Here is a 13,288-nt window from a genome sequence, read left to right as displayed (position 1 = left end):
GTGCTGCGCGGGCAACATGGTGACATCTCGCTGCACACCGCCGGGAAGCTGGATGGGGTGGCCCTACCCGACACCAACACCCGGCTGACGTTGACCGGCACGGTGCTCACCATCGGGCTGGGGAAGACCGATGTGGTTGAGGAGGCCCCAGGCGGATCCATCGTCGTACGCACGGCTTCCGGAGAACTGAAGCTGGCAGCCGAAGCCCCCACCTTGACCGTCGCGGGCAGCGCGCCGATTCCCGGGACGTGGCGGGTGACCGGTCGTCGCCTGAGCGCGGCGCCGGCGGATGGGCAACAACTCCCTCGCTCCCGGGCCGTACGGGTGAGCGCCACCGTGGGCACGGCCCTGGTCGCCTCCGTGGGCAAGCAATCCTGGCAGGGCAAGCCGCGCTGGCTGATCACGCCCACCGAGCTTGGCCGCACGGCACCATTGACCGTGCTCACCGCCGAGGGCTGGGCCCAGGCACGCCGGGCAGGCGGCATCCCGGACACCGCATCGCTCAAGAACCAGTTCGTCTGTCACCCCACCAGCGGGGTCGCCCGTTCCAAGCCCAGCTGGAACATCGAGGCCGCCCGGGACGCGTCCAACTTCCTGGAGACCATGGCCGCCGGCTGCAATCCCTGAACCCGAGCATCGCCTCCGTTGGGGCCGGAGCTGTCCCACCAACCCCGCGAGGGTTGCGCAGTGAACCCCGCTGGGGGGCTCCAGACCCGCGCCGCACGCCTGACGGCGTCCCATGGCTGTCAATGGTGGCAACTCTCGCAGGGTTCACCCGAAAGACACCACCCCGCTCTTGCAATGGTGTCACGCTGGTGTCATTCTGGTGTGCATGGAGCTGAACAGCTATCTGGAGGCGGTGCGGGCCGACCTTGAGCGCGCCACGGCACTGGCCGACGAACAGACAAGGACGGTGGCCGAGAAGTTGGTCACCGCCGCCGAACCAAGCCTGCGGTTGGCCCTGATCCAGGCGCTCACGCAGGCCGCCGCCGAAGTCTCCGCGGCACTCGAGGACACCGTGGTGCAGGTACATCTGGAGGGGCGAGACCCCGTGATCGCGGTGCTGCGAAACAACACCGAGGCACCCCCACCGGCAGAACCACAGCAATCGGAGACCGAAGACGAGGGCACCTCGCGGATCACCCTCCGCCTACCCGAGAGCGTCAAGACAAGAGCCGATGCCGCCGCCCAACGCGAGGGCATGTCGCTCAACAGCTGGATCACCCAGGCCTGCCGCCAGTCACTGGCCCCACAACCCACCAGCCCCAGGACCTCACGCCGCGCCACCGGCTGGGCCTAGCCCGAGATTGCCGCCGCACCCAGCCCAGCCGCGCCATCCGGGAGCCACTCTGGGCCGCGCCCCGCTCGCAACAGCTTCGACCACCGCCCCTAAGGAGGGACCATGAACAGCGACCGCACCACCCGCACCTTCACCTTTGACACCACCGACCCGGTGCACCTCACCGTGATTGCCCATGAAGCCGATCTGGAGATCACCCACGACGCCGCTCCCGGCCGGGTGGAGATCGAGGTGGTGGCCGATGAACCCAGCTACCTGGACGAGTCCGTCTCGGCCGAACAGAAGGGTGACCGGGTGGAGGTCACCATCCCTCCCTTGCTCACCACTGGCAAGGGCAAGGGATTCGCCCTGCAGATCGGGCGTACCTCGGTGCGCTTCGGGCACACCGCCTCCGTCACCGCCAGCATCAGTGTGCCGAGTGACGCCATCCTGGATCTGGATGGCAAGAGTGGTGACATCACCATCAAGGGCCAACCCGGCCCGATTCGCGCCCGGACCACCTCCGGCGACCTCACCATGCAGACGTGCACCGGTGGAGAGATCGACACCGGCTCCGGAGCGGTCAGCATCGACGAGGCCACCGGCCACCTGCGGGTCAAGACCGGCTCGGGTGAGATCCGGCTGGAAGCCCTCGCCGGAACCGGAGAACTGACCAGCGGCTCCGGTGACATCGAAGTGGGGCGCCTCACCGCGGGCAGCGTCACCGCCCGCACTGGTAGCGCCGACATCACGATCGGCGCCAAGCGCTCCCTTCCCCTGTGGCACGATGCGAGCACCGCCACCGGAGACCTCAACATCCAGCTGGACCCGCGGGGCGAACCCGCCCCCGGGCAACCCCACTTGGAGATCCGGGTCAGCTCGGGATCGGGCGACGTGACCCTCATCGACGCCTGAGGATTCGAAGAACACCCTCGACCAGCTCAGGGACCGTGGCTGATTTCCCAGCTCGGGGTCTGCCGGGCGCACAGACCAGGCCACGCCGGCCGAGCCCCTCGAGGCCTCGGCCACCAACCCTGCGAGGGTTGCGCATCAACCCATGCGGTGCGGCCGTCGACGGCCCACTGCCCTTGGACTGGCCCTCGCGGGGCGGGCGGACTCGGCTGGGCGCCGTGGTTTCGGTGTGCCGGTTCACAAGATCACCTCGGGGTGGGTGGTGCTGCCGGAAGGTGGCGCGCAACACGCAGGTGAGGTGACCAACGAACAAAGGGTGGTCAGATGATGCCCGGCGTCACGCGCCGGACGGGTGGCCCAGACAATGGGCGGGGGGTCAGACGCGGCTCAAGCCATCTGACACATGCAGCCATTGAGGCGCAGCAGATCCACGTGACGACGAGTCACGAGGTATAGCACTGCGGCGGTCTGCATGCCACGGAGTCAAACACATCAGCCGGTGAAACTCCAAGCCATCTCACGTCGTGACACCCTCCCGCAGAGATTCCGGCCGCAGCAGCGCCCGGAACAGACGCAGGACGGGGGGGCAACGCAGCTGGTGCGTTGACCCCCCCGTCCTGCGATGAGTGGTGGAGTCGACTGATGGGAAGATCAGTGCTCTCGGTTGGCGGCGTGGGAGCCGGTACGGGGGACGCCGTCGAGCTCCCGATCACCAGCGGGCACCTCTCGCTGTGCCCGACCGGGATCGACGGCGGTGCTGCCGGTCCGACGCGGGGCCGGGTCAATCATGCCGGCGGCCTCATTGCTGGCGTGCAGTTCCTGGCGGCGGTGGGTACCGACGATCAGTCCGGTGACCACCAGGCCGATCAGCAGCGGCGCGCCCAGCGTCAGCAGGAACATGTGCATGTTCGAGACGGGCGTGAACTCGGGCCACCCCGGGAAGGTGGACTCCAGAATGTGCAGGGTGGTGAGCGCGTTCATGGCGCCGATCCTAGCGGAGCGGGTGGTGAATGTCTGTGCTTTGCGGGCGACGTCCCACACCGGCGTCGCGGCTTGATAGATTGCCGATTCGAGGGCCTCGTCCCACGTCGGGACGGCCACCACAGGAGATCTGCTTGTGACCACCGATCCCGTTATCACCCCGCCCGATGATGCCGCCGGGCCGGTGCGCACCATTCTTGATGCCGACGAGATCCAGCGTGCGCTGACCCGGATGGCGCACCAGGTGACCGAACTGAGCCGTGGCGCGGAGAGCCTGCTGGTGCTGGGCATCCCCACCCGCGGCGTGCCGCTCTCGCGCCGGCTGGCCGCCGAGATCAACCGGATCGAGGGCATCCGGGTGCCCGTCGGGGACCTGGACATCACGCTCTACCGCGACGACCTGCGCCGCAACCCCACCCGCACCGCCAGCCGCAGCCGGATTCCCTGTCCGGTGGAGGGACGCACCGTGCTGCTGGTGGACGACGTGCTGTACTCCGGCCGCACCATCCTGGCGGCGCTGGACGCACTCAAGGACATCGGCCGCCCGGCCCGGGTGATGCTGGCCACCCTGGTGGACCGTGGACACCGGGAACTGCCGCTGCAGGCGGACGTCGTCGGGCTGCGGATCGGCACCGGCAAGGACGAACGGGTCGCCGTTCACCTGGCCGAACACGACGGCGAAGACCTCGTGACCATCCAACGCACCACCCCCGACGCTGCAAAGGGCACCCGATGAAGCACCTGCTGGCCGCCAGCGACCTTGACCGCAGCACCGCGCTGAGCATCCTGGACCTCGCGGAACAGATGCACGACATCCAGGGCCGGGAGGTGAAGAAGATCCCCGCCCTGCGCGGCCGCACCATCATCAACCTCTTCTTCGAGGACTCCACCCGCACCCGCACCTCCTTCGAGATCGCCGGCAAGTGGATGAGTGCGGACACCATCAATGTCTCCGCCAAGGGTTCGAGCGTCAGCAAGGGCGAGTCGATGAAGGACACGCTGTTGACCCTGGACTCGATGGGCGTCGACTGCTTCGTGATCCGGCATGCCGGCTCCGGCACCGTGCAGCAGGCCGCCGGCTGGGTGCGCGCCAGCATCGTCAATGCCGGTGACGGCGCCCACGAGCACCCCACTCAGGCGCTGCTGGACAGCTACTCCATCCGGCAGCACTTCCGGTCACTGGACGGCGGTGACGTGGACAACTTCGAGGGCCGCACCGTCGCCATCACCGGCGACCTGCTGCACTCCCGGGTGGTGCGCAGCAATGTCAGCCTGCTCAACACCCTGGGGGCGACGGTGCTGCTGTGCGCTCCCCCGACGCTGATGCCCACCGGCGCCAGTACTTGGCCGGTGGAGATCGTCGACAGCTTCGACGAGGCCCTGGCCCGGGCCGACATCGCGATGATGCTGCGGGTGCAGCGGGAGCGGATGAGTTCCGGCTTCTTCCCCAGCGAGCGGGAGTACATCGACGGCTGGGGGTTGACCGCCGGCCGACTGCAGAACCTGAAGCCCGGCGTCGGCATCATGCACCCCGGCCCGATGAACCGCGGGTTGGAGATCTCCAGCGAGGCCGCCGACAGCGTCAACTCGCTGGTGCTCAACCAGGTCTCGGCCGGTGTGGCCGTGCGGATGAGCGTCCTCTATCACCTCCTGGGCGGCTCCCAGGGCCCCGACAACCAGGAAGGCCAGCCGGCATGAACACGCCCGCCCAGAACTACGTGATCGCGGGCGCGAAGCTCGCCGACGGCACCACCGGTGACCTCTACATCGCCGACGGGCTGCTCACCGACGAGGCCCCGTCCGGTGCGGAACGGATCGACGCCGACGGGCTGCTGGCGCTGCCCGGCCTGGTGGACATCCACACCCATCTGCGCGAGCCCGGCCGGGAGGATGCCGAGACCGTCAGGACCGGCACCCAGGCCGCGGCGCGCGGCGGCTTCACCGCGGTCTTCGCGATGGCCAACACCCAGCCCGTCACCGACGACGCGGAGAAGGCCGAGTGGATCAAGCTACTCGGTGAGCGCGACGGCTCCTGCTTCGTGCAGCCGATCGGTGCGGTCACCAAGAACCTGGCCGGCAAGGAACTCTCCGAGATGGGGCTGATGGCCAAGTCGTCGGCGCAGGTGCGGGTCTTCAGCGACGACGGGATGTGCGTGATGGATCCGCTGCTGATGCGTCGCGCGCTGGAATGGGTGCGCCCCTTTGGCGGGGTGATCGCCCAGCACTCGCAGGATTCGTCGCTGGCCGGGCCGGGTGCCTGCTGCCACGAGAGTGAGATCTCCGGACGGCTGGGGCTGGGCGGCTGGCCGGCCCAGGCGGAGAGCGTGGTCATTGCCCGCGACGTCCAGCTGGCCGAGCTGACCCGTTCCCGGCTGCATGTCTGCCACATCTCCACCGCCGAGGGCGTCGACGTGGTGCGGTGGGCCAAGAAGCGTGGGATCCATGTCACCGCCGAGGCCACCCCGCACCACCTGCTGCTGGGCACCCGGGAGGTGGAGGGCTATGACACCACCTTCAAGGTCAATCCGCCGCTGCGCACCGACGAGCACATCGAGGCCGTCCGGGAGGCGCTGGCTGACGGCACCATCGACGTGGTTGGCACCGACCACGCCCCGCACGCCGCCCAGGACAAGGACCATGCCTTCGTCGACGCCCGCCCCGGCATGCTCGGTCTGGAACAGGCCCTGGCTGTGGTGATGGAGACCATGGTCAACACCGGGCGGATGGACTGGCCCACCCTGGTGCAGCGGATGAGCACCAAGCCCGCCGAGATCGGCAACCTGGCCGGTCGGCACGGCGTGGCCCTGGCGCCCGGCGCCCCGGCCAACCTGGTGCTGGTGGACCCGTCGGCCCGCGCCACGGTGGACAAGGAGACCTCCGCCTCCCGCAGCCGCAACAACCCCTACCACGGCCGGGACCTGCCCGACCCGGTGGTGGCCACCTTCTGGCAGGGGCGGCAGACCTACCGTCGCTGAGGTGATCGGCTGACGTTGCCCGACGGGCCCTCGACAGGCTCGGGCATCGTGGTGGCGATCCTCCGCACGGTGCCGCACACGTGGGCCAAGCCTGCCGAGGCCACGTGATCGCTGACCCTTCGTTCCGGCATCCTCGACACCGAGGATTCCGGCCGAAGGGGAACTGATGCTGACCGCGATCATCGCACTCGTCGTCGCCATTTTCGTGGTGGGCGGCGTGATCAGTGCCATGGGAAACTCCACCGGCAAGACCGTGATCAGCAAACACGACGAGCTCTTCGAGTTGCCGCCGGGCGCGCTGCCCCCACACCCGGGCTTCCCCACCCGCAAGGCGACGGGCAATGACGTGCGGGCCCCCGTCGCGGTGCGTTTCGAGCCACCCGCCGGGGTGCTGCCCGAGCAGGTCGGCATGCTGAGCGATGCCGCCGTCTCCGGCCCGGACATTGCCGCGGCGATCGTCGGGCTCGCGGTGGACGGCTACCTCAACCTCAGGCCGCAGAAGGTGGCCGCCGGTTGGCGCGGGCGAGACGTCAAGACCGAGTGGCTGGTCACGGTGCAGCGTCCGGCCGACGACCGCCTCACTCCGCTGCGCAAGGATCTGCTGCGGCTGCTGGCGATTCTGGGGCGGCCCGCCACCATCGCGGAGCTGAAGCCCCACCTGGCGAAGAACATGAGCGACCTGCGGCAGGATTTCGCCCGGCAGCCGCAATTCCAGCAGTGGTACCCGCACCTGCGCGGCGGCAGCATCCCGCTGGGCAAGTGCCTGACCAGCCCCGGCGCCAAGCAGCGCAGTGCGCTGGGCACGGCGCTGCGCTACCAGTCGGCCGGTTTCAAGCACTTCCTGGCGGTGGCCGACGGCAATGCCCTGCGCTTCCAGGAGGGCGCCGGCATCTTCAGCCGCTACCTGCCGTGGGCGATCGCCTATGGCGTCACCGACCAGTGGGTGCGCGCCTTTGGCCAGGCCCTGCACGGCCTGGATCCGGCCACCGCCGACATCTGGGTGCATGACCTTGCCTGGTACGGCGACTTCGGTTCCTTCGACACGGGCTCCTTCGACGTTGGTTCCTTCGACGGCCTGGGCGACGCGGCCGGCGATCTGGTCTCTTCCCTGGGCGATGCCCTCTCCGACCTGACCGACAGCATCGGCGACCTGGCCAGTGACCTCAGCGATGCCGGTGGCGACGGTGGCGGTGGGGACGGCGGCGGCGATGGTGGTGGGGGTGGCGACTGATCCCCGTAACCTGTCCGGTTCTTCTGGCCACCCGCCCGGCGCGCCGTCGACGAAGGAGGGTTGAGCGGTGGTTCCCGGTAGGGTTTCGAGAGGAACAGGAGGCTGGGTGAGTGCAGACGAAACCGTGGGGCCGCCGCTGATCCCCGGCCTGCGGTACAAGGCCCTGTTGGGTAGCGGTGGATTTGCCCACGTCTACCGCTACGAACAGACGGCGCTGGGACGCGACGTCGCGGTCAAGGTGATCCATGGCTTCGACGATGCCGCCCGTCGTCACTTCGCGTCGGAGGCCAGTCTGATGGCCCGCCTGTCGAGCCATCCGCACGTCGTCCCCGTCTACCAGGTGGGCCAGAGCGACGACGCCCGCCCCTATCTGGTGATGCAACTGTGCCCCGGGCCGAACCTGGCCGACCGGATGCGCGCACGCCCGCTGCCCGTCGCCGAGGCCCTGCAGATCGGGATCCAGGTGGCCGGCGCGGTGGAGACGGCGCACCGGCTGGGCATTCTGCATCGCGACATCAAACCCGCCAACATCCTGTTCTCCGAGTACGGCCGCCCGCTGCTGGCGGATTTCGGCATCTCGCAGTCCTTGGAGGCCACCGCCCAGCCACTGCCCGCCTTCAGCCCCGCCTGGGCGCCGCCCGAACAAGCCATCGGGCAGGGCTTCGCCCCCAGCGCCGACGTCTACTCGATGTGCGCGACGCTCTGGGCCGCGCTCACCGGCAAGGCACCGATGGGCCCCAGCCGCCCCGAGCTGACCGCCCAGGCGCTGGGGCGCTCGGATGTGCCCCCGGCGCTTGAAGACCTGTTGCGACGAGGTCTGGCGGAACGGGCCGACCAGCGCCCGTCGAGCGCGTTGGAACTGGGGCGTTCACTGCAGCAGGTCCAGGCCCACCTGGGGCTGGCCGTGACCCCGATCGAGCTGTGGGACGGCGAGGATCGCCAGACCACCCGGGTCAAGGATCCCGACGACCGGACCCACCTGGTGACGCTGGTCGAGCCAGGACCCGAGGTGACCGCGCGGGCCACCACGGGGGCCCCGACGGTTGCCGCCGCCTCGATACCAGCCGACGCGACCCCCCGCGAAGCGCACTCCCCCGCCCCAACGGGCCCGGCCGAGGCCGACCAGTTCCACGTGGCCGACACGCCCGTGCCTCAGCCCCCGGCTGTCCAGAATCCGGCTGCCCAGAACCGGGCAGCCCCCGCACCGTGGCCCCCAGCAGCCGCCTACCCCGTGCAGCCGGGCTACCTGTCACCCGCCAGGCCCCGCGAGGCCAGGCCACGGCGCACCTGGCTCTGGCTGGCGCTGCTGCTCTTGGCCCTGTTGGTGCTGGCCTCGCTGCGCTTCCTGCCGCACCTGGGTGGGGGTTCGACGCCTACGCCCACGCCGTCGGTCAGCGGGACGCCACCGGTCAGCAGCACGACGTCCGGGCCCTCCGTCACACCGACGACGGCACCGCCGACCACGACGACACCGGTCCCGTCGCAGCAGTCCGCGTCCGGGGCCAGCAAGGAACCCGAACTGGGTGGAGGAGGTTGGGGCGGATGACCAGCAATCCCGACGCGCTGGTGGTGGACTACATCGGCGAGCTGACCACCGTCGAGCCCGGCACCGTGTGCACCATTGGCAGGTCCGCGATGGTGGAGATCGATGACAACCCCCACCTGCACCGCGTGTTGCTGGAGCTCAGCCATCACGACGGCCTGTGGTGGGTGGCAAATGTCGGCACCCGGCTGCCGGTGCAGCTCACCGACGTGGCTGGCCTGACCCGTGCCACCCTGTCGCCCGGGGCGCGCATTGCCCTGGTCTCGGAACGCACCCTGGTCACCTTTCAGGCCGGGCCCACCAGCTATGAGCTGGAAGTGCTGCTGCCGCGTGTGCCCTCGCCCGGCCAGGCGGGTGGACCGCTGGCCGCGCCGGGGCTGGAGACGATCGGCCCGCCGGTCTTCACCCCGTCGCAACGGCTGGCCATCCTGGCGCTGGCCGAGCCCACGCTGCGCCGCGGTGGCAGTGGCGTCGGCCATGTGCCGTCGCTGGCCGAGGCCGCCGCGCGGTTGGGTTGGCCGTTGACTCGTTTCAACCGCAAGCTGGACAATGTGTGCGCCAAATTGGAGGCCGCCGGCGTCGAGGGCCTTCGCGGTGGTGTCGGGAAACTCGCCACCAATCGACGCAATACCCTGGTGCATCATGCGGTGAGCACATTGCTGGTCACGGAGGCAGATCTGGCCTTGCTCGACGAGGAGAATCTACGGAATCAAGACGACACGAAGTGAACCCGGGTAGGGATTCCCAGGTATTCGAGGGGGCATGGGGAGTTCTCCCCATCGACAGCTGAACGTGCCTCGGGCGAAGATTTTTCACGTAAGCCAGCAACAACACCTGCTGACCACCACTGAATTGAAAGGACTCGCCATGAGCCGCTCCACCACCCTTCGCACCAGCATCGCCGCCCTGGCCATCCTGCCCGCTTTCACCGCCTGCTCGATGCTGCCCATCGGCCAGAAGGACGTCGACGCCACCCCGAGCCAGAACAATGCCGCTCCCCAGACCACGTCGACCCCCGAGGCCAACCACGAAGACTCGGCCAGTGAGCACGAGAACTCGTCCAGCAATGACGACTCCAACAACGAGTCGAACAACAACGAGTCAAACAATGACTCGAACAATGACCATTCGAACAGCGAATCCAGCAACGACGAGTCCACCGGCAGCAATGGTTCCGGAAACGACTCGGACGACGCCGGAAATGACAATTCCAACAATACGAGCAGCACCGATTCCAGCAATGACGATGCCAGCAGCAACTCGTCGAACAATGACGATTCGAATGACCACGCCACCACCGGTTCGAGCAACAACAGCGACGACAGCAGCTCGACCTCCGACAGCGACACCGGCACCCGCCAGCGGGTCCCCGTCCCGGCCGGTTCGGGCATCTCTCAGCTGGATCTGGTGAAGATCTACGGCTCCCCCGCCTCCGGCGGGAAACACGGGCAGATCGTGGCCGTCTTCAAGGCCACCACCGACCGGCCGATGATGCTGAACCTGCGAATCAACCTCTATGACGCCTCCGGCAAGAAGATCGCCACCAACACCGGCCTGAACTCGGTGTACACCACCGGGTCGCAGTACCTGGTGACCAGCAACCTGATCGAACTGCCCGTCGGGGCCAAGGTCCACAGCTTCAAGGCGTCGCTGGTGGACAAGACCGACCGGCCGCGGGACTTCTCCATCACCAAGGTCTCCAAGCCCACGCTCGGCCAGTCCACCAAGTCCCGCGGGGTCCAGGTGCTGCGAGGCACCGCCACGCTGCGCGGAAAGATGAACGGCACGGTGGAGGCCAATGCTGCCTGCATCATGCCCGACGGCAAGATCTACCACGGCTCGGAGAGCCTGAACGACAATCCCGTCAAGAATGGCTCGGTGGACTACGAGGTGCCGATGTACGACGCCGACAAGGTCGACCTGTCCGAGGGCACCTGCTACGTCTCCGCCTGACCAAAGGATCCGACCAGCTGATCCGACGCGCCGTCCCCGGCCCTGCCACAAGGTCCGGGGACGGCCGATTGTTGGGCTTGGCTGAGGAATTCTTCCCCATGGGGACTTCTCCCCATCGACAGTTGGACCCCCGTCCCACGAGGATGGACACCGTAAGCCAGCAGGAACCACTGCTGACCGCCAGTGAATTGAAAGGACTCATCGTGAGCCGCTCCTCCACCCTTCGTGCCAGCATCGCCTGCCTCGCCATCCTGCCGGCCTTCACCGCCTGCTCGATGCTGCCGGGCGGCGAGAAGGTCGAGGCCACCCCCAGCCAGAACCAGGCAGCCCCGCAGGAATCCAACACCGACCCGTCCACCGACGAGAACCAGCAGGCCGACAACGAGCAGAGCCCCGAGGCCAGCGACGAGCCGGGCGATGACGAGTCCCAGCGGGACGAGTCCCAGAATGACGACGCGGACTCCTCCGCCAGCGAGTCCGAGGAGGGCACCACCGGCGAGTCGGGCAGCACCGAGGGCGTCGACGGCTCCGGCGAGGAGAACGAATCCGGCAGCAACAACAGCGCCAGCCCCGCTCAGAAAGACGGCAACGGCACCTCGCGTCGCACCGCGCCTGCTCCGCAGCGGATCGCCGTGCCGGCCAGCTCCGGTATCTCCAGCCTGGAGCTGATCGACATCCAGGGGGCACCGACCCAGGGGGGCCAGCACGGGCGGATCGCCGCCGCCTTCAAGGCCACCACCGACCAGCCGCTGATGCTCAACATCCGCATCGATCTGCTCGACGCCAATGGCAAGGTGATCGCGACCAATACCGGTCTGACCTCGTCCTATGCCGTTGGGACGCATGACCTGGTGACCAGCAACCTGATCAAGCTCCCCTCCGGCGTGAAGCCCAAGCGGTTCAAGGCCACCCTGATCAAGACGACCAAGATGAATCCCAACTTCAGCATCAGCAAGGTCTCCAAGCCGCAGGTGGGCACCTCCTCCAAGTCCCGCGGCGTCCCGGCGCTCACCGGCACCGTCACCCTCGACGGCACGATGAAGGGCAGTGTCACCGCCCACGCCGCCTGCATCACCCCCGACGGCCGGGTCTACCACGGCTCCGAATCGCTCAATGACAACCCCGTCAAGGGCGGCTCGGTGGACTACGAGATCCCGATCTACGACGCCAAGGGCGTCGACCTGTCCACCTCGCGCTGCTACGCCTCCGCCTGATCCTCGCCCGATCAGCTGGCCGACCGCCCGTCCCGGGACCCTGCCCAAGGGCCGGGGACGGGCGTCTGTGGTTGTTCACATCCGGTGCTGAATTGCCTCCTTCCGGGTGATGTGTGCGGAGCCAAGCCCCACTAGCGTCGGGGATGACTCTCGTGAAAGGAGCCAGCATGACTTCCCAGAACGACCCCCAGAGCCAACTCACCTTCGCCAACCCCGTCACCCGGCATGAGGATCTGCAGATTCCCGAGCAGAGCCAGCCGGAGCCCGGGCTGGACGCCGACCTGATGCCCAAGCCCGATCGCGGCGAGACCACCTACCGCGGCACCGGCCGGCTGAAGGGTCGCAAGGCCTTGGTCACCGGTGGTGATTCGGGCATCGGCGCCGCCGTCGCCATCGCCTTCGCCCGGGAGGGCGCCGACGTCGCCCTGGGCTACCTGCCGGCCGAGGAGGAGGATGCCCAGAAGATTCGCGAACTCATTGAGGCCGAGGGTCGAACCGCCGCCTGCCTGCCCGCCGACATCAGCAGCTCCGAGGCCGCGCGCCAGCTGGTGAATGACGCCGCCGAGGCGCTCGGCGGGTTGGACATCCTGGTGAACAATGCCGGGCACCAGAAGTCCACTGCGAGTTTCGAGGAACTCAGCGACGAGCAACTGCGCGAGACCTTCGACACCAACATCCTGGCCATGTTCTGGACCAGTCAGGAGGCGCTGAAGCACCTGCCCGAGGGCTCCAGCATCATCAATAGCACCTCGGTGCAGGCCTACCAGCCCAGCAAGGACAAGATCGACTACGCCTCCACCAAGGCGGCGATCAACAACTTCACCAAGGGTCTGGCCCAGTACCTGGCGCCCAAGGGAATCCGGGTCAATGCGGTGGCCCCCGGCCCGATCTGGACGCCGCTGCAGGTGCAGGGCGGGCAGCAGACCGAGGATCTGCCGGACTTCGGCAAGCAGACCGCACTGGGACGCGCCGGGCATCCGGTGGAGCTGGCGCCCGCCTATGTCTTCCTGGCCTCACCGGAATCCAGCTATGTGGTGGGCGAGACGCTGAACGTCAACGGCGGCATGCCCACCCCCTGACGCACCGCGCACATCCGTCGTGGGGGGGGGGGGGGGGGGGGGGGGGGGGGGGGGGGGGGGGGGGGGGGGGGGGGGGGGGGGGGGGGGGAGGGGGGAAGGAAAGGAGGGGGGGGGGGGGGGG

General features: G+C 68.4%; 14 protein-coding genes. 12 read left to right on the top strand and 2 right to left on the bottom strand.

Going from position 1 to position 13,288, the window contains the following annotated elements:
• Positions 1–57 precede the first annotated feature (57 nt).
• From AAEX57_RS13235 to AAEX57_RS13225, 3 genes are all read left to right on the top strand, one after another.
• Positions 58–627 carry a DUF2599 domain-containing protein gene (locus AAEX57_RS13235; RefSeq protein WP_342092910.1) on the top strand — a complete coding sequence of 190 codons (570 nt, stop codon included), beginning with the start codon at positions 58–60 and terminating at the stop codon, positions 625–627.
• A 205-nt stretch (positions 628–832) separates the two neighbouring features.
• Positions 833–1,300 carry a YlcI/YnfO family protein gene (locus AAEX57_RS13230; RefSeq protein WP_342092909.1) on the top strand — a complete coding sequence of 156 codons (468 nt, stop codon included), beginning with the start codon at positions 833–835 and terminating at the stop codon, positions 1,298–1,300.
• A 102-nt stretch (positions 1,301–1,402) separates the two neighbouring features.
• Complete coding sequence (locus AAEX57_RS13225; protein ID WP_342092908.1) at positions 1,403–2,194, top strand: DUF4097 family beta strand repeat-containing protein; 792 nt, start codon at positions 1,403–1,405, stop codon at positions 2,192–2,194.
• A 384-nt stretch (positions 2,195–2,578) separates the two neighbouring features.
• Here AAEX57_RS13225 and AAEX57_RS16260 read toward each other — a convergent pair whose 3' ends face one another.
• Positions 2,579–2,665 carry a putative leader peptide gene (locus AAEX57_RS16260; protein ID WP_446721167.1) on the bottom strand — a complete coding sequence of 29 codons (87 nt, stop codon included), beginning with the start codon at positions 2,663–2,665 and terminating at the stop codon, positions 2,579–2,581.
• 177 nt (positions 2,666–2,842) lie between these two features.
• On the bottom strand, positions 2,843–3,172 hold the full coding sequence (locus tag AAEX57_RS13220) for a hypothetical protein (protein ID WP_342092907.1): 330 nt from the start codon (positions 3,170–3,172) through the stop codon (positions 2,843–2,845).
• A gap of 136 nt (positions 3,173–3,308) precedes the next feature.
• Here AAEX57_RS13220 and pyrR point away from each other — a divergent pair, with 136 nt between their 5' ends.
• From pyrR to AAEX57_RS13175, 9 genes are all read left to right on the top strand, one after another.
• Positions 3,309–3,908, top strand: a complete 600-nt coding sequence (gene pyrR, locus AAEX57_RS13215; RefSeq protein WP_342092906.1) for a bifunctional pyr operon transcriptional regulator/uracil phosphoribosyltransferase PyrR — start codon at positions 3,309–3,311, stop codon at positions 3,906–3,908.
• The gene (locus AAEX57_RS13210; RefSeq protein WP_342092905.1) at positions 3,905–4,870 is read left to right on the top strand and encodes an aspartate carbamoyltransferase catalytic subunit; all 966 of its coding nucleotides are present in this window, start codon (positions 3,905–3,907) and stop codon (positions 4,868–4,870) included. Before pyrR ends, AAEX57_RS13210 begins: the two co-directional genes overlap by 4 nt.
• On the top strand, positions 4,867–6,147 hold the full coding sequence (locus AAEX57_RS13205; RefSeq protein WP_342092904.1) for a dihydroorotase: 1,281 nt from the start codon (positions 4,867–4,869) through the stop codon (positions 6,145–6,147). The genes AAEX57_RS13210 and AAEX57_RS13205 overlap by 4 nt, the downstream gene beginning before the upstream one ends.
• Before the next feature lie 166 nt (positions 6,148–6,313).
• Positions 6,314–7,378, top strand: coding sequence for a hypothetical protein (locus AAEX57_RS13200; protein ID WP_342092903.1), 1,065 nt, complete (start codon positions 6,314–6,316; stop codon positions 7,376–7,378).
• Positions 7,379–7,484: 106 nt separating this feature from the next.
• Positions 7,485–8,924, top strand: a complete 1,440-nt coding sequence (locus AAEX57_RS13195; RefSeq protein ID WP_342092902.1) for a serine/threonine-protein kinase — start codon at positions 7,485–7,487, stop codon at positions 8,922–8,924.
• A complete protein-coding gene (locus AAEX57_RS13190) occupies positions 8,921–9,649 on the top strand; it encodes a hypothetical protein (RefSeq protein ID WP_342092901.1) in 729 nt (242 codons plus the stop codon). Before AAEX57_RS13195 ends, AAEX57_RS13190 begins: the two co-directional genes overlap by 4 nt.
• A gap of 139 nt (positions 9,650–9,788) precedes the next feature.
• Positions 9,789–10,874, top strand: coding sequence for a hypothetical protein (locus AAEX57_RS13185; RefSeq protein WP_342092900.1), 1,086 nt, complete (start codon positions 9,789–9,791; stop codon positions 10,872–10,874).
• A 203-nt stretch (positions 10,875–11,077) separates the two neighbouring features.
• Positions 11,078–12,088: a hypothetical protein gene (locus AAEX57_RS13180; RefSeq protein WP_342092899.1), complete on the top strand. Its 1,011-nt coding sequence runs from the start codon at positions 11,078–11,080 to the stop codon at positions 12,086–12,088.
• 167 nt (positions 12,089–12,255) lie between these two features.
• Entirely contained in the window at positions 12,256–13,167 is a 912-nt protein-coding gene (locus AAEX57_RS13175; protein WP_342092898.1) for an SDR family oxidoreductase, read from the top strand.
• Positions 13,168–13,288 lie beyond the last annotated feature (121 nt).

It is taken from the genome of Luteococcus sp. H91 (genome assembly GCF_038433135.1).
In the GTDB taxonomy this organism is placed as follows: Bacteria; Actinomycetota; Actinomycetes; order Propionibacteriales; family Propionibacteriaceae; genus Luteococcus.
Note: the sequence above shows the minus strand (reverse complement) of the source record. Positions and strands in the feature narration are given on the sequence as shown.